The sequence below is a fragment of the Streptomyces sp. 3-6 genome, from assembly GCF_056323165.1.
The window spans coordinates 119654-136519 of sequence record NZ_JBWHZP010000009.1 but is presented as its reverse complement, the minus strand read 5'-3'; the positions used below and the strand labels follow the sequence as shown (position 1 = coordinate 136519).

General features: G+C 70.6%; 11 protein-coding genes. 7 read left to right on the top strand and 4 right to left on the bottom strand.

Translation table 11 applies throughout. The features are described 5' to 3' along the window. Nucleotides 1–46: 46 nt before the first annotated feature. Genes AC02VZ_RS14390 through drmB form a run of 4 tightly spaced genes read left to right on the top strand, consistent with a single transcriptional unit; the run spans nucleotide 47 to nucleotide 11821 of the window. Complete coding sequence (locus tag AC02VZ_RS14390) at nucleotides 47–4813, top strand: DEAD/DEAH box helicase (RefSeq protein WP_476475563.1); 4767 nt, start codon at nucleotides 47–49, stop codon at nucleotides 4811–4813. Then, entirely contained in the window at nucleotides 4810–6714 is a 1905-nt protein-coding gene (locus tag AC02VZ_RS14385) for a UvrD-helicase domain-containing protein (protein WP_476475505.1), read from the top strand. The genes AC02VZ_RS14390 and AC02VZ_RS14385 overlap by 4 nt, the downstream gene beginning before the upstream one ends. Next, a complete protein-coding gene (locus tag AC02VZ_RS14380) occupies nucleotides 6711–9956 on the top strand; it encodes a helicase-related protein (RefSeq protein ID WP_476475504.1) in 3246 nt (1081 codons plus the stop codon). Before AC02VZ_RS14385 ends, AC02VZ_RS14380 begins: the two co-directional genes overlap by 4 nt. Further along, entirely contained in the window at nucleotides 9953–11821 is a 1869-nt protein-coding gene (drmB, locus tag AC02VZ_RS14375; RefSeq protein WP_476475503.1) for a DrmB family protein, read from the top strand. Before AC02VZ_RS14380 ends, drmB begins: the two co-directional genes overlap by 4 nt. Nucleotides 11822–11829: 8 nt before the next feature. Here the strand turns inward: drmB and AC02VZ_RS14370 are convergent, their stop codons facing one another. Then, nucleotides 11830–12456, bottom strand: a complete 627-nt coding sequence (locus AC02VZ_RS14370; RefSeq protein ID WP_476475502.1) for an ATP-binding protein — start codon at nucleotides 12454–12456, stop codon at nucleotides 11830–11832. A gap of 244 nt (nucleotides 12457–12700) precedes the next feature. Between AC02VZ_RS14370 and AC02VZ_RS14365 the strand changes: the two genes are divergently transcribed. The 3 genes from AC02VZ_RS14365 to AC02VZ_RS14355 all read left to right on the top strand — a co-directional run bounded on the left by AC02VZ_RS14365 (nucleotide 12701) and on the right by AC02VZ_RS14355 (nucleotide 14147). Next, nucleotides 12701–13549 carry a helix-turn-helix domain-containing protein gene (locus AC02VZ_RS14365; RefSeq protein ID WP_432055164.1) on the top strand — a complete coding sequence of 283 codons (849 nt, stop codon included), beginning with the start codon at nucleotides 12701–12703 and terminating at the stop codon, nucleotides 13547–13549. Next, nucleotides 13546–13752 (top strand): DUF397 domain-containing protein, encoded by a 207-nt coding sequence (locus AC02VZ_RS14360; RefSeq protein ID WP_432055163.1) that lies wholly within the window; start codon nucleotides 13546–13548, stop codon nucleotides 13750–13752. The genes AC02VZ_RS14365 and AC02VZ_RS14360 overlap by 4 nt, the downstream gene beginning before the upstream one ends. A 191-nt stretch (nucleotides 13753–13943) precedes the next feature. Further along, nucleotides 13944–14147 (top strand): hypothetical protein, encoded by a 204-nt coding sequence (locus AC02VZ_RS14355; protein ID WP_476475501.1) that lies wholly within the window; start codon nucleotides 13944–13946, stop codon nucleotides 14145–14147. Nucleotides 14148–14358: 211 nt separating this feature from the next. Here the strand turns inward: AC02VZ_RS14355 and AC02VZ_RS14350 are convergent, their stop codons facing one another. The 3 genes from AC02VZ_RS14350 to AC02VZ_RS14340 all read right to left on the bottom strand — a co-directional run bounded on the left by AC02VZ_RS14350 (nucleotide 14359) and on the right by AC02VZ_RS14340 (nucleotide 16774). Next, nucleotides 14359–15327 carry an endonuclease/exonuclease/phosphatase family protein gene (locus tag AC02VZ_RS14350; protein WP_476475562.1) on the bottom strand — a complete coding sequence of 323 codons (969 nt, stop codon included), beginning with the start codon at nucleotides 15325–15327 and terminating at the stop codon, nucleotides 14359–14361. A gap of 128 nt (nucleotides 15328–15455) precedes the next feature. Then, a complete protein-coding gene (locus tag AC02VZ_RS14345; RefSeq protein WP_476475500.1) occupies nucleotides 15456–15830 on the bottom strand; it encodes a VOC family protein in 375 nt (124 codons plus the stop codon). A 440-nt stretch (nucleotides 15831–16270) separates the two neighbouring features. Then, complete coding sequence (locus tag AC02VZ_RS14340; RefSeq protein ID WP_432055160.1) at nucleotides 16271–16774, bottom strand: DUF2267 domain-containing protein; 504 nt, start codon at nucleotides 16772–16774, stop codon at nucleotides 16271–16273. Between the last annotated feature and the right edge of the window lie 92 nt (nucleotides 16775–16866).

Here is a 16866-nt window from a genome sequence, read left to right as displayed (position 1 = left end):
CACCGTCCAGCTCCTCACCATCCTCGACCTCAGGAGTGTCGCAACCGTGCCGTCCTTGTCATCAGCGGTGATCGAAACCGTTCTCGAACAGTCGTCACGTGTTCTACAGACGTACGCGGTGGATCCCGGACTCGTGGCCGAACACGCCAATGGTGAGCGCCGCATCACACAGGGCGGATACGGAGATCGGCAGCTTTTCGAACTCGTGCAGAACGCGGCCGACGAAATCGCGAACGAACCCGGTGGACGTGTGCACGTGGTTCTCACGGAATCGCGTCTGTACTGCGCCAACGAAGGCAGTCCGGTCAGCCCGGAAGGGGCGGAGACCATCCTTCGAATGAGTATGTCAAAGAAGCGCGGTGGGCAGATCGGACGGTTCGGAGTCGGGGTGAAGTCGGTTCTCGTCGTGACCGACGCACCGGAATTCTTCAGCCGCACCGGGAGTTTCGGATTCGACCGCGCCTGGTCATACGAGCAGATCAAGGCCGTGCCCGGTGTGACGGAGCGCTACGGACCGGAGTTCGACGCTCCCGTCCTGCGGATGGCCCGCCCGCTCGACATGGAGGCCGAACGAGCCGCCGATCCCGTGCTGGACAACTTGCTGACCTGGGCGACCACGGTCGTTCGGCTCCCCCTGCTCCCGAAGGCGGACAACCGTCTGGGCAAGGACATGCACGGAAACCGTGGCAAGGACCACGGCGAACCCCGTGAGGAGTTCCCCCTCGGGTTCCAACTCTTCTCGCCGCACGTCGCCGAGGTGGTGCTGGAGGATCACCGCCCCAGGCCCATGGCGCGTCGGATCCTCACCTCCCAGCAGGCCGGTGACCTGCACACCGTGACCGAGGAGCGGACGGGGAAGGCGCTCTCCACCGAGCGGTGGCGCGTGTTCACCACCACGCACGAGCCGGGAACCGCGGCTCGCGCGGACGCCGGAGAGCTGCACGACCGGGTCGCACTCGACCTGGCCTGGGCCGTCCCCGCTCTGGAACGGGACGCGGAGAGCGGCCTGTACGTCAGCCCCCGCTCACGTGGTCGCGGCAAGTTCTGGTCCTTCTTCCCCACCAAGTACGAGATGTCACTCAGCGGCATCCTCAACGGGGCGTGGAAGACCAACGAGGACCGGCAGAACCTGCTCGACTCCTCGCCGTTCAACCAGGAAATGATCAAGGTGTCGGCGAAGCTGGTCGTCGACTCCCTGCCCGCACTCGCCCCGGCCGAGGACCCGGCCGCTTACCTCCCGCTGCTCCCCGGTCGTGTGAAGGAGTCGATCAGCTGGGCGGACGAGTTCCTGACCCGGGAGATCTGGGCCCGGACCGCCACCAGTCCCTCTCTGCCCGACCAGGACGGCGTCCTGCGCGTCCCCGGCCACCTGCGCATCCACCCGCGGCTGGGCAAGGACCTGAAACAGCTGACGCGGTGGCTGCGGATGTGGCACGAGTGCCCCGGACGTCCTTCGGACTGGCTGCACCCGAGTGTGGAGGCCGATGCCCTGCGCTCGGGCAAGGTCGAGCACATTCTCACCGCCGCCGGTCACGAACGGGCCGATGTCCGCGAATGGTTGGAGGCCCTCGTCGCGAACGGCACCGCCGAGGCGTCGGCGGTGGCCGTCCGCATCCTGGCAGACATGATCGAGACGCGCGCACCCTTCGCCGACGAGGCCCGCAAGGCCCACATCGTGCTCACCGAGGAACACGGGATGGTCCCGCCGGTCCACGGCAAGGTGTTCCGCCGAGCCGAGCACCAGGACGGACTCCGCGAGTCCACGGTGTACGTCGTCGCCGAGCTCGCACAGGACCCGTCACTGGCTCATGCGCTCAACGTCCTCGGCATCCGCGAGGCCGACGTGGAGGGCCGGTTCACCAGCGTCCTCGACCAGGGCTTCGACCACTACGGTGAGTCCGACTGGGAGCGCTTCTGGGAGCTGTTCCGTCAGGCCGGCATCCGTCGACTGGCCCACAAGGTCCTGGAGCGCGTACCCGATCCCCGCACGACACTCCGGGTGCGGACGGCCGACAAGCGTTTCCGACCGGTCGCGGACTGCATGCTGCCCGGTGCCGTCGTGGACGCCGAACGCGATCCGAGCGTCGCCGTCGACATGACGTTCCACTCCGACGACGTGTCCTTCCTGTCCTCGATCGGCCTGCGGGAACGGCCGTCCGGCGGTGTGCAGCCGCGAGCCGACGAGGCCTGGTTCGAGGAGTACCGGGCAGCCGTGCACGCCTCCTACCTCCGTTCCCTGGACAGCCGGGCCCCGCGTCCCGCGCTGAACAGGATGAAGGTCGAGGGTGCCGCGATCGGTGGTCCCCTCCACCTCTTCCGTGCCCTGTCCGACAAGTCGCGCGCCGCCTTTCTGAAAGCGCTGCCCGACGACGCCGTGGTGGACAACTGGACGCGTCAGTTCGGCGCTCAGACCAGCACTCGGCAGGCGGTGATGTCCCCGATTCGATGGATGTTGCGCAAGCACGGCAGAGTCACCACCTCCCAGGGGATCAAGCCGCTGACGGAGGCCGTCGGCCCCCAGCTCGCCGCCTACCGCGACGTCCTGCCGGTCGCCGACATCTCCCCCGAGAAGGCCCGCAAGCTGCGTCTGCCGATCACCGTCGACGAGGTTCCCGCCGACCGTTGGGACGCGCTCCTCGCCGAGGTGTCCCGTAGCGAGGACGATGCCTTCGTCGGCGCCACCTATGTGATGCTGACCCGGTTCGGCGCGGCCTTCCCCGAGGACTCCCTCACCCGGTGCCGGATCGGTGACACCTGGGACACCCGCCCGGACAACGAGATCACCCTCGCCGTCGGTGCGGCCGAGTACCGGGCCCTGCGGGCCGAACAGCTCCCCGCCCTGCTCGTGCCGACCGCCGAGGACGCCGAGCTGATGGTCGAGCAGTGGGGCATGCTCCGCTACGCCGACGTGATCAGTCGGGAGACCCGCGAGGTGCCCGAGGGCGCCCCCGTCCCCCTCGTCGAGCTGTTCCCCGCGCTGCGGCAGCGCCTGAGCAGCGGCAGCCGGAACAGCGTGGTGCAGCGGTGCACCGAGCTGGAGGAGGTCACCCGTACTCCCAACGGCACGCACGCCTCCCCCTTGGACGCCGTGCGCCAGAACAACACGGTCAAGGTCCGCGTGCCGCGAGAGCCCGAGTCCATGCTCCGGCTGATCGACCGCGAGCTCGGCCTCGGCCTGGGCGCGGCCGGTTGCCGCGCGGTGCTGGAACATCAGGACCGCATGGCCAAGGACACCGCCCTGAAGGCGGCACAGAAGGCCGTTCGTGACGCCGAGGACGTCGTGACCAAGCTCGAGTTGCTGATCGGTGCGGACGCGCTCCGGGCCGGCCTTCCCGAAGGACTGATGGACGCCGAACTGCAGGCGACCGGCGGCACGGAACCGTCCGGGCGCCGCATCGCCCAGATGGCTTTCAACGCGCACGGGGACGGGGTGCTCCAACAGCACGCTCGGGACATTCAGGCGCGCTTCCCCAACGCACCGGTGGGATACGCAGGCTCGTCGTCCGCTATCACGTTCGTCTCCGACCTGCGTCTGCCGGTGACGTTCGCCGGTTCCCGGACGCCCTCACCGCCCTCCTCCGAGACGATCGAGGGCCCCCGGGACTTCCCGGCGCTCCACACCTACCAGGAGGATCTGGTCCGGAACATCTCCACCCTGCTCGACCGACTCGCCCCGCAGCGCGGCATGCTGTCCCTCCCCACGGGCGCCGGCAAGACACGGGTCACCGCCGAGGCCGTCATCCGCTGGGTGAAGCGGGTCGGTGACCTCAAGGGCCCGCTGCTGTGGATCGCGCAGACCGAGGAACTCTGCGAACAGGCCGTACAGAGTTGGAAGTTCGTCTGGAGCAGGGTCGGCGCCGAGCGACCGCTGACCATCAGCCGATTGTGGAGCAGCAACGAGGTCGGGAACGTCGTCGACCACCCTCACCTGGTGGTCGCGACGGACGCGAAGCTGGAGCGCTGCCTGGGCACCGACCAGTACGCGTGGCTGCGTGAACCCGCCCTCGTGATCGTGGACGAGGCACACACCGCCATCTCCAAGCGCTACACGGAGATCCTCGGCCTGTTGGGCCTCACCCAGTACGAGACACGTCGTCATCTGCTCGGTCTGACCGCCACACCGTTCCGCAACACCAACGAGGACGAGACCCGCCGGCTGATCACCCGTTTCGGCAACCGGCGTCTCGACGAGGGCGTGTTCCCCTCCGGCGATCCGTACCGCGACCTGCAGGAGTGGGGCATGCTCGCCCAGGTCGAGCACCGCACCCTGGAGGGAGGGCGGATCACCCTCGACCAGGACGAGAAGACCCACGCCGAGCGGATGGCGATGCTCTCTCGTGCGGCCGAGCAACGGCTCGCCGACGACCACGCACGCAGTCAGCGCATCGTGGAGTCCGTCGCCGCGCTGCCTCCGGACTGGCCGACGTTGCTCTTCGCCACCTCGGTCGACCACGCGAAGTACCTGGCCGCCATGCTCAACGACCGGGACGTCCCGTCCGCGGCCGTTGACTCCACGACCAGTACCCAGGACCGTCGAACTCGGATCGAGAACTTCAGGAACGGCCGTATCCGGGTGCTCACCAACTACGGCGTCCTCACCCAGGGGTTCGACGCTCCCGCGACCAGGGTCGTGGTCGTGGCACGGCCGGTCTACAGCACCAACGTGTACCAGCAGATGATCGGCCGAGGGCTGCGTGGCCCGAAGAACGGTGGCAAGGACACCTGCCTGATCCTCAACGTCGACGACAACATCGCGAACTTCGACACCAAGCTGGCCTTCACCCAGTTCGAGCACCTCTGGAGCCGTACGTGACGGACGTCTACCTCGACAGCCCTCCGCTCACCGCCGAGCAGCGGGCCGTCGTCGAGCAGCCGTGGGACGCCCGGGTCCTGGTCACCGCCGGGGCCGGCGCGGGGAAGACGCACACCCTGGTGCGTAGGCTCGACGCCCTGTGCGGGCACGAGGACCCGGAGGAGGCACTGGACGCCGGCGACATCCTGGTGCTCACCTTCTCCCGTGCGGCGGCGCGTGAGCTGCGCGAGCGCATCACCCGCCACGGGGACCGGGCCCGCCGGGTGCGTGCCCAGACCTTCGACGCCTGGGCGTACGGGGTGCTCCTCCAAGGACGCCCGGACCGGGACTGGGCCACGACCTCCTTCGACGAGCGGATCAGGGCGGCGGCCGAAGCCGTGGAGGAGGGTGCGCTGGAGGCCGGCGACTCGGTCCCGCCCTCCCATGTGGTGATCGACGAGGTGCAGGACCTGCTGGGCGACCGCCGTGAGCTGGTGGAGGCCCTGCTCGACCGCTACCAGGAGAGTTGCGGTTTCACCGTGGTCGGTGACGCCGCCCAGTCGGTGTACGGCTTCCAGATCGAGGACCCGGCCGAGCGCAACGACGAGACCGGCCGATTCTTCGAGTGGCTGCGCCGCTCCTACTCCGACGACCTCGTGGAGCTGCGCCTCACCGAGAACTTCCGGGCCGTCACCCCGGAGGCACGGGTCGCGCTGTCGCACGGCCCCCGGCTCCAGAGCGTCCGGGACGGGGACGAGGCCGCCGCGCTCTACGAGGAACTGCGCGACCTCCTCCTGGACCCGGTGAACTCGCTGGGCGCTCTCGCCGACGAGTACACGCTGCAGGGGCTGCGGGACCTCGACGACACCTGCGCCGTTCTCACCCGCGACAACCGGCAGGCACTGGTGGTCTCCCGGCTGCTGCACGAGAACGGCGTCGAACACCGGCTGCGCCGTCCTCTCGAGGAACGGCCGGTGCCCTACTGGGTGGCCGAGCTGCTGCGCCGTACCGAGGCGACCGGACTGTCCGAGGAGCGGTTCCGTTCCCTGCTGGACCAGATCCCGTTGCCTCACGAGCCGAACGCGGGCGCCCTGTGGACGGTCCTGCGACGCGCGACCCGCTCACCCGGGCGGACCGCGCTCGATCTGGACCGGCTGCGTCGTCTGGTCGCCGACGGCCGCTTCCCCGACGACGCGGCCGACCCGGAGACGGCGCGGATCGTCGTCTCCACCGTGCACCGGGCCAAGGGGCTGGAGTTCGACCGCGTGATCGTCCTGGATCCGCCGACCGTCGCGGAACTGCGCAAGCGGTACGGCACCGAGGTGGACCTCCCGGCGGAGGCTCGCGCCCTGTACGTGGCGATGACCCGCGCCCGACAGGACCTCTATCACGTCGACTCCCCCGAGTTGCCGATCATCAAGAGGGCGGGGAACCGCAAGAACGGTCGGCGCTTCGTCGGCGGGTGGCGGTCGCACGACAGATTCGGCGTGGTGGCGGAGGCCGATGACGTCTGCCGGGACCACCCGCCCGGACCCACCACCGACGCCGTGGAGACCCAGTCCTACCTGCTGCGGGAGGTGGGCCCCGGCCAGGAGGTGCTGCTGCGCAAGCGCCACGATCTGCCGGCGGGCGAGGCCCAGAGCCCGCCGTACGCCCTGCTGCACCGGGGACGGGAGATAGGCGAGGCCTCCGAGCGGTTCCGCCAGGACCTGTTCCGGGTGCAGAAGGTGAGCCGGACCTGGGAGCCCTGGTGGCCCGACGAGATCCAGGGCCTGCGGATCGACACCTTGGAGACGGTGACGGGCAGCGTCGCGGCCGGCGCCAACGCCGGCCTGGGCGACCGAGGTGTGTGGATCGTTCCGCGGATCACCGGCATCGGCATGTTCCGCCGGGCCGACAACGAAGAGGAGCAGCGCGCATGACGCACGTGGCAGGTCGGCACTCCGAGCACTACCGGGTGCGGGACGAGGAACTTCTCGCGGGACTGCGCAGGGAACTGTTCGGCCCCACCGAGGAGTCCGCGCCGGAGGATCGAGCCGAGGTGCTCCCTCACGACGCGCCGATCGACCGTTACCTGACCGGGGTGCTGTACCCCCGTGCCTCCCGGGAGCGGAGGGCCGAGAACGCCGCCGAGCAGGACGGCCCGGACACCGCGCCCGTGCTTGCCCGCCAGGACGCCGAGGAGGCCGGTGCCGCCCAGGAGGCCGGTGTCTCGGGCGACAAACGTCCGTCCTCCATGGGGTTGACCTTCGCGGTCGATCCGGCCATGAGCGACACGATCGTGGTGTCGACGCGCGCGGCGGTCTACGAGCCCACCGACGCGGACGGCAATCCGGTCCCGGCCCGCCGCGCCGAGGCCCGGACCGTCGCGGAGCAGCGGGAGCGGTGGCGACGCAAGGAACTCCCACTCCCCGAGAAGACCGTCGATGTGACGGTCCCCAACCCCGGTGAGCTGTTCGACCTCGTGCCGGAGAAGGTCGCCCTGCACGTCATCGTCCGACCCCCTCATCCGGGCACCGGCACGGTCACCGTCACGGTCACGCTGATCAACCGGCAGAAGGTCGGTGAGCGGGACCTCCAGGACGCCTTCGCCCTGTTCCAGTGCGGCCTGGTCATCTGGGCCGCCGACGGTTCCAGCGCTTTCGTCGAGCGCCCCGCCCCGGACTCCGCACACGACCGCGAGGTCGCCACCAGTCGCCTGCTGCACCGCCATGCCCCGACGTTCGCCGTCGGCCACGGCTGCGCCGCCGCCTGGGACTGGGTCCCGTCGCCGATCGGCGTGACCGACAGCATCCCGGCCGCCGTCCCCGAGGTGCGCAGTGAGTTCGTCCCCAGCGTGGAGGTGTTGCTGACCGACTCGAATCCGGAGATCGACAGCTCCTCGCTGTCGATGCTGGGCCTGGCCGAGAGGCCCGACACCGAGGTCCTGTCCGCCCTGGAGGCGTTGGCGACGGGGTACGAGGACTGGATCGCCCGTAAGTCCGCCGAGGCCGACTCACTGGTCGGCAGCTCTCACGAACAGTCCGCACGAGATCAGGTGGAAGCCTGCCGTGAGGCGCTCGGCCGAATCCGTGAGGGCATCGAACTGCTGCGCACCAAACCCGACCTGATGCGGGCGTTCCGGCTCGCCAACCGTGCCATGGCCGACCAACGTGCCCGCAGCGTCTGGGTGAAGGGCGGACGCGTCGGCGGGCCCGATCCGGCCGCCGGCCGCTGGCGTCCCTTCCAGATCGCCTTCCTGCTGCTCTGCCTGGCCGGCATCGACGACCCCGAGCACGACGACCGGAAGGTCTCCGACCTGCTCTGGTTCCCGACCGGTGGTGGCAAGACCGAGGCGTACCTCGGCCTGATCGCCCTCACGTCCTTCCTGCGCCGCATCCGCAAGGGCGCGCACGGCGGCGGAGTCACCGTCCTCATGCGCTACACGCTGCGGCTGCTCACCCTGCAGCAGTTCGAGCGGGCGGCGATCCTGCTCTGCGCCATGGAACACATGCGGGCCCGCACACCCGAGCTGGGCGACGAACCGTTCTCCGTCGGCATGTGGGTGGGGCGCTCCGCCACCCCCAACACACTGGCCGAGGCCGCCGCCAGGCTCGACGAGCTGCGTGCCGACCTCGACAAGCGTCTCGCCACCGAGAATCCCGTCCAGTTGCACGCCTGCCCCTGGTGCGGGACCCGGCTCGACGCCCGGGACTACGAGGTCGACGAGGACGCCAAGCGGATGCACATCCGTTGTCCCGGCACCGACTGCGACTTCACCGGCGGTCTTCCCGTCCACCTGATCGACGAGGCGGTGTACGACGCGCGTCCGACGCTGGTGATCGCCACGGTCGACAAGTTCGCGTCGATGCCGTGGCGTCCGGCGACCTCCGCGCTGTTCAACCTGGACGACCTCACCGACGGCACTCCTCCCCCGGAGCTGATCGTCCAGGACGAGCTCCACCTGATCTCCGGCCCTCTGGGCACCCTCACCGGCCTGTACGAGACCGCTGTCGACGCCTTGGCCGAGCGACCCAAGGTGATCGCCTCGACGGCGACCATCCGTCGTGCCGCCGACCAGGGCCGGCACCTCTTCGCCCGGGAGGTGCGGCAGTTCCCGCCCGCAGGGCTGGACGCGCGGGACTCGTGGTTCGCGGTGGAGACGCCGCGCGAGGAGAAGGCGAGCCGCCGCTACGTCGGCCTCCTGGCTCCCGGCACCAGTCAGTCCACGCTGCTGATCCGGACGTACGCCACGTTGCTGCACCGGGCCCTGCACGCGGACACCGACGACAAGGTGCGCGACGCGTACTGGAGCCTCGTCGGCTACTTCAACAGTCTGCGGTTGCTCTCAGCGGCCGAACTCCAGGTCCACGACGACGTGGTGGCGTATCTCGAACTCCTCGCCGACCGCGAGGGCGTGGCGGTGCGCTCGGTGGCCAACTACTCGGAACTGACCAGCCGGATCGACGCCAGCGAGATCCCCACGCGCCTCAAGGGCATCGAGAAGCGCCTGCCCGACGAGGACACGGTGGACGTCCTGCTCGCCACCAACATGATCGCGGTGGGCGTGGACGTGGACCGACTCGGGTTGATGGCCGTCATGGGCCAGCCGCAGACGACCGCCGAGTACATCCAGGCCACGAGCCGCGTCGGCCGCGCCCACCCCGGTCTGGTCGCGGTCATGCTCAACGCGGCACGGGCGCGCGACCGTTCGCACTACGAGAACTTCCAGCACTACCATTCGGCCCTCTACCGCGAGGTCGAGTCCACGTCCGTGACCCCGTTCTCCGCCCGCGCGCGTGAACGGGGACTGCACGCGGTGATCGTCGCTCTCGCCCGCATCCTCATCCCGGCCGCCCGCCCGAACGAGGGCGCCGGTCAGGTCGAGTCCTACGAGCACGTGCTCCGGGGCGGCATCAGGGACCTGCTCCTGAATCGCGTCCAGGCGGTCACCCCCTCGGAGGCCGAGGCCGTGGCACAGGGCTTCGACGAGTTCGTCGACTGGTGGTGCCGGGAGGCCGACATCCACGGTGCCTTGCTCTTCGAACCGAAGCGGGGCAGCCGTGCCCCTTCGATCCTGAAGTCGTACGACGACGACTCCGAGGACCGCCAGGCGTGGCGCACCCTGTGGAGCCTGCGCGACGTCGACGCCGAGTCCGCCCTGTTCCTGGAGGGAAGCCGATGACCCCGCCCCCCGCCCGCCGACGTCGGACCGCGGCGAACGGCGCCGCCCCGGCCCACAACCTCCCCCGTCGCGGCACGGTCCGCCGTGCCCAGGCCATCAGCACGTACGGTGTCGGATCGCTCATCGCCGTCGACCACGAGTCGTTCGTCGTCTCGGGCCTGGACCAGGCCGACCAGAGCTGGCGCAAGGACGAGTCGCCCGTCGTCCACGAACGGCGACTGGCCCGACTCCTCGATGTCGACTACTTCCGGCTGCCGCCGGCGTCCGACGACACCAGCAAGGACGGCCTCCGGGTCCGTCGCTTCCCCTTGACGCACTCCTGTCCCGAGTGCAACGACCTGCAGCCGCACCGCGACTTCTCCCCGCCGGCCGGTCGGAGCGTCTGCGGCACGTGCGAGGTGGATCTCGTCCCCTCCCGTTTCGTCGTCGCCTGTGAGGCCGGGCACCTCGACGAGTTCCCCTACTGGCAGTGGGTGCACCGCTCGCCCGACCGTGACTCGGCGAGGATCGGCAGGTGCGGCGGCAGGCTGAGGATGCGCACGACCGGACGCACCTCCTCGCTCCGCTCCATCGTCATCTCCTGCACCTGCGGTCAGGTGCCCGAGGTGTCGATGGAGGGCTCCTTCCGCAGGAACGCCCTGAAGGACCTGCGCCTCACCTGTCGAGGCGCCCGCCCCTGGCTCGGTACCTCCGCCACGGACCCGAAGGGCTGCGGACTCTCCCTGCGCACCCTGCAGCGCGGTTCCTCGTCGGTGTGGCAACCGGTGCTGAAGTCCGCGCTCTCCATCCCGCCGTGGAGCAGCGGCCGTGCCGATCCGCTCGCGGAGCACTGGCCCGCTCTGCGCCGGTTCACAGACCCCGAACACGTCCGGATCTATCTCCAGGGAGCGTTCCGGGGCGACTGTCCGCTCTCGCTGGACGAGGTCATGGACCTCCTCGACGCGGAGCGCGAGGAGGATCCCGAGGTCGACAGGGCGCCAAGCTTCGACCACCGTTATCGCGCCCTCCGCAACAAGGAGTACGAGCGGCTTTGCTCGGGCAACGACGAGAGCGAACAGTCCCATGACGAGCAGTTCGTCTGCGAGACCCCGCTGGGCGACCCGAGTGTGCTCCGGCCGCTGGGGATCACCGGCCCGATGCTGGTGAAGAAGCTTCGTGAGGTCCGAGCCCTGAAGGCGTTCACCCGTCTCGTCGACGCGGAGTCGACGACCGATCCGAAGGAGATGCCGCTCTCCGAGAAGCCATTGAGCTGGCTCCCGGCGATGGAGGTCCAGGGCGAGGGCGTCTTCCTGCGCCTGGACGAGAGCCGACTGGACGCCTGGGAGAAGGCGCCGGCCGTGGCCGCTCGGGTCGAACGCATGCGGACCGCTCACCAACGGATGCTCGAGCAGCGGGCCGACGACCCGAGTCGGGCCGTGTCGTCGCCGGCGACCCCGCGCATGGTGCTGTTGCACACATTGGCCCATGTCATCATCAACGAGTGGAGCCTGGAGGCGGGTTACCCGTCCGCCTCCTTGCGTGAGCGCCTGTACGCCGCGGACGACATGGCCGGTGTCCTCGTCTACACGGCGACGAGCGACTCGGCGGGGAGCCTGGGCGGGCTCGTCGCTCAGGGCGAACCGGAGCCCCTCGACCGCGCTGTGCGTTCGGCCGTCCGCCGGGCCGAGTGGTGCGCTTCCGACCCGCTCTGCATGGAGGCCGAGGCAGCCGGCTCGATCGGCATCAACCTCGCCGCCTGTCACGCCTGCGTGATGCTCCCGGAGACCAGCTGCGAGCACAACAACGTCCTGCTGGACCGCGCCCTGCTGGTCGGCACTCCGGATGAGCCCTCCGTCGGGTTCTTCCGGCAGGTACTGACAGGCTGAGTCGGTCGTCATCGCCGGCAGTTCGGCAGGGTCGCCTCGTAGCGGCTCTGCGCGCGGTCGAGCACCTCGTCCGCGTCGCAGCCGCGGACACGGAGCCAACGGAGGAAGTCCGTGATGACGTCGATCACGGACTCCTCCGCCACCGCCCGGCCCACCCTGCCGGGACCGGGTTCGTGACTCCAGGTCGGTGGCCGCAATGTGGCATAGGTGCTCAGGAGCGCCTCGGCTCTCGTCACTGAGGGATCCGCCGTGCCGTCGGCCGTCGACGTGGGTCCGGTGACCATTTCGCACCACGTCACCTTGTGGTCGGAGTACAGCTCCACACCCCAGCGCTCGGTCAGCGCGTCCACGAGCGCCATCCCCCGCCCACCTTCCTCGTCGACCTCCGCGTCCACGAGGGTGGGCAGGACCTGTGTGTCCGGGTCGTGCACCTCGACACGCAGTCGTGCGCCGTCCGCCGACAGGACGAGCGAGCCGGGAGTACCGGTCCCCACGTGCGTGACGATGTTGGACACGAGTTCGCTGACGCAGAGCTGCGCCGTGTCGACCAGATCGTCGAGCCCCCATGCCGTCAGGTGGGGCCGTACGAGACGGCGCAGGTGGGCGACTTGCTCGGGGTACGCGGTGAAGGCCACGTCCCATGACCTTCGCGTGCCTCGGTGTCCCTGGATCACTGCGGACTCTCCCATCACGTGCGTCGTGGCGGTTCCCGGAGCGCGACCGATGATCACCCTCCGTCGCTCCGTGACTACAGAATGGCCTGATCTCATCCCGCCGTGCAATGTGCACGACGGGATTCCCACTTCCGTGTGATTGGCAGGCGGCCCTCTTGGCAGGAGACTGAAGTCTCGCTACGCACCACGCGGTTGAGGGGAAGACATGGCGGGTTCACCGACGGCGCGTCGACGGCGGCTGTCGATCGAGCTGAAGAAGCTCCGGGAAGGGAGCGCCCTGACCTGCGCCCAGGTGGGGCAGGCGCTCGACTGGAGCGGTTCCAAGGTCAACCGCATGGAGACGGGCAGCGGCAGGGTCCAGCCCTCCGACGTCGACGCGCTGTGCAGGTTCTACGGCACGAGCGACGAGCTGCGCGAGTTCCTCAAGTCGCTGGCCCGGGAAGCGAAAACGCGCGGCTGGTGGCAGGTGCACGGAGCGGGCGTGCCCGAGTGGTTCAACATCTACATCGGCCTCGAACAGGACGCCTCGACGCTCCGCCAGTACCAGTGCGAGCTGCTGCCCGGCCTCATGCAGACCGAGGCGTACGCCCGTGAACTGCACACGACCGGCGCCCACATGTCCTCGGAGGACATCGACCGGGCTGTCCGCGTCCGCCTGGAACGGCAGGAGATGTTGACGCGGAAGGACGCTCCCGACGCGTGGTTCGTCGTGAACGAGGGAGCCGTGCGCAACGTCATCGGTGATCGGGAGCTGATGCGGGATCAGTTGGAGCGGGTGCTCGACGCGATGGCGCTGCCGAGCGTGACCCTCCAGGTCCTCCCGTTCGACTCGGGGACCTATCCGGTCACGGGCTCCTTCACCATGCTCGGCTTCCCGGCGCCGGAGGATCCGGACCTGGTGTACCGGGACGGCATCACGGATGCCGTGTACCTGGAGGGTGAGCATCACGTCCGGGAGTACACCAGGGCGTTCGACGGACTGCGCGCCGCGGCGCTCAGTCCTCAACGTTCCGCCCGACTCGTCGCATCCGTCGTGAAGGAGTACGCGAAGTGAGCGCCACCGCATCCCTCGGACCCGACGGGGGCTGGTTCAGGTCCTCGTACAGCAACGGCGCCGGTGGCGAATGCCTCGAATGTGCGATCACCCGCGCAGCGGTCGGTGTCCGCGACTCCAAGAACCCGGAGATCGGAGCCATCGCGGTGAGCCCCGCCGCCTGGACTCCGTTCGTACGGTCGGCCCGACGAGCGAGCCGCTGACCGCCTCGTCGCACCACGCCCACAACCACCTTCGCGTGTTCGCGAGTTGGTGCCCTAACGAAGCCCCGCCCGCGAGGCTGCGGGGCTGACATCGGTGGCGGGACGGATACCGGCCGAGGAGTACGGGTATCAGGTGTCACCACGGCCTGCGGCGAAGACGGTGCAGGCCGTGGGCTCGCTCGTCCTCCTCGGTGTCCTCCACGCGATCCACCGCCGTAGATCTGCGGTTCCAGGGGGTCGCGGCCGTGCCCGGCGGCCGGCCGTTGTGGGTCGTCGAACCGGAGAAGCCCGCGCAGCGGCCGGCCGCGCCCGCGGCAGGGGGCTCCGGTGGGGCGGGCTTCGACGAGCTTGTCTCCGAGGCCCGTTCGGCGGTCGTGTGGAACATGCTGAACTGACCAGGCGCTGCGGGGAGCGGATCCGGCCGTCCGGCAGCCGGCGTCGGCACGGTCACGGGTACTGGCACGGGCATGAGTACGCAGCGCCCTGCGCGGACGGCGCCGTGCTCGTATGAGGCTTCCGTGAACAAAACACGGCGTTGTGCTCACGCCGGCCGGGCACAGCCCGCAACGACTCCGAGTCGGGGCGGACCCGGACGCGCGGCCGATGTCACCGCAGCGTGATCCGCGCCGTCACCGGCACGTGGTCGCTGCCCGTCCTGGGCAGGGTGCGGATGCCGTGGACGGTGGCGGAGCGGGCCATCACCTGGTCGATGCGGGCGACGGGGAAGGCGGCCGGGAAGGAGAGGGCGAAGCCGCGGGGCGGGGTGGTGAGCCGGGAGGTGAGGGGCGTCAGGGCGCGGTCGTGGACGGTGGCGTTGAGGTCGCCCATGAGGATCACGTGCCGTACCGGCTCGGCGGCGACGGCGCTGCCCAGGCGGCGGGCGCTCTCGTCGCGCCAGGCGGAGGCGAGGCCGGTCGGGCGGAGGCGGACCGACGGGAGGTGGGCGACGTAGGCGGCGAGCCGGCCGTGCGGGGTGTGGACCTCGGCGCGCAGGCCGCGGTTCCACGGCTCGGTGATGCCACGGGGTCTGATGTCGACGGCGCGGGAGCCGGTGAGCGGGTGCTTCGACCAGAGGCCGACGGTGCCGTGGACCGCATGGTGCGGGTAGTGGGCCCGCAGCGCCTTCTCGTAGGCGGGGACGGCTCCCGGGAGCAGTTCCTGCAGGGCGATGAGGTCCGGCTCGGCGGCGGCCAGGGCGCGGGCCGTGGACGTGGGGTCGGGGTTCTCGTCGCTCACGTTGTGCTGGACGACGGTCAGATCGCGGGGCCCGGGGCTTCCGGCGGGCAGGAGCAGGGGGCCGAAGGCGTGGGTCCAGGCGGCCACCGGGAGCAGGAGGGCGAGCAGCGCGAGGGCCGAGCGGCGGATCAGGGCCAGGGCGAGCAGCACGACCGTGGCCAGGCCGAGCCAGGGCAGGAAGGTCTCCAGCAGACTGCCCAGGCGGCCGACCGAGTTGGGCACCGCGCCGTGGAAGGCCAGGAGTCCGGCCGTCAGGACCGCCAGTGCGGCGAGCACGCGCCCACGCACCCGTGCGGGGCCACGGGTCCACGCGGGTCCGCGGGCCCGCAACGCTCGCAGGGAGGCGCGGCGCGGGGGCGTTCCGTCCGTTCGCTGCACCGTGCGCGGCCCCCTGTCGTGTGGTGATCAACAAGGACGCCGGGGACGGCGCGGTCGGTTCCCCGTGGCGGAACGGCGGCCCCGGGGCGTCAGTCCAGGTCTCCGCGCTCCACGCAGAACTCGTTGCCCTCCGGGTCGGCCAACGTGACCCAGCCTCCGCCGTCGGGCCGCGTGTGGTCGGCCAGTTGGCGGGCGCCGAGGGACAGCGCCCGGGCCACTTCCTCGGCACGGGTGCGGCCGGTCGGCCTCAGGTCGAGGTGGACGCGGTTCTTCGCCGTCTTTCCCTCGCCCACCCTGACGAACAGCAGGCCGGGGCCTCCGTCCGGGTCCGCGATCAGCGCTTCCGGGTCGCCGGGCTTGTCGTCGTCGGCCGGCGGCCTGCCCAGCAGGGCACTCCAGAAGCGGGCCAGGTCGTAGGGGTCCCCCGTGCAGTCGAAGGTGAGGTGGCGGATGGTGGGGTGCAACGGTCCTCCGGTGGTCGGACGGCGCGGCCCGCGGGGCCCCGGGGCGGAACTCCCCGTGTGGTTCCCGGAGTTCGGCGCCCGGCTTCCTCGGACCGCGGTACGCACGCAGCATGTCCTTCGGAGGGCGGAGGCGTCGAGCGGTTTACGGCGGGGCCCGCGGACGGAGGCCCGGCTCATCCACGGAGGCCCCGTCCTGGAAGGCCGCACCCTCGACGGAGGCCCCGTCCCCGCCGAGCCCCGCCCACGCACGCCCCACCCGTGGAAGCCTCCGCCCGCGGACGGCGACCGCCCCCGCCCTGCCGCCGTCCGCGGAACCGTCGCCCGGACGGGACGTGCGCCGGGCGATCGGTGCGGTGGAGGGCAGCGGGGCGGGGGCGGTCAGGGGTCGGCGCGGTCACGGGCCGGGCGGCGCCCGGCGTGGTCGCGGGCCGGGCCCCGGGTCACTGCGCCGGGGCCAGTTCCGCGCGGCCGAAGAGGAGGGCGTAGCCGGAGGGCAGCTGGTCCAGGATGCGGGTGATCAGGTCGTCACCGGTCAGCGTGGGCAGCACGCTGAGCACCGAGCTGACGTCCCAGCGGGCCGTCGCCGGGGTCGCGCCCTCGATCCGGGTGGCCACCGAGTCGACGAACTCCGCCGCCGTCAGCGGACGGGTCGCCGGGACCTGCGAGGCGACCACCCGCGCCGCCTCCTCGGGCAGGGCGCGGGCCAGTTCCACCCGCTCGTCGCCGACGACGTGGCCGCCGAGGGCCGACAGGACGACGCGGGTGACGCTCTCCGCCTCCGCCCTCGTCGCGTACTGGCCCGACTCGCGTACGGCCTCGACGAGTTCCCGCCACCGTTCGGCGTCCCGGCTGCCCGGGGTGCGGGCGACACGGTCGTGGTGCGGGGCCGGAATCACCCGTTCCCGGCGCGACGGCGCGGGCTTGTTCGGGGTCATCGTCGTCATCGTGCTCTGGACTCCTCTCCTACTGCGGGCCTGCGACGCCCTCCGGAACCGGCGGGCAGGGGGCCGCGTCCCGCGACGGCCGTTCCGCGGGA

Excerpts from the sequence above, each read along its gene's own strand:
- AC02VZ_RS14380 (WP_476475504.1), top strand. The coding sequence starts at position 6,711 with ATGACGCACGTGGCAGGTCGGCACTCCGAGCACTACCGGGTGCGGGAC.
- drmB (WP_476475503.1), top strand. The coding sequence starts at position 9,953 with ATGACCCCGCCCCCCGCCCGCCGACGTCGGACCGCGGCGAACGGCGCC.
- AC02VZ_RS14365 (WP_432055164.1), top strand. The coding sequence starts at position 12,701 with ATGGCGGGTTCACCGACGGCGCGTCGACGGCGGCTGTCGATCGAGCTG.
- AC02VZ_RS14340 (WP_432055160.1), bottom strand. The coding sequence starts at position 16,774 with ATGACGACGATGACCCCGAACAAGCCCGCGCCGTCGCGCCGGGAACGG.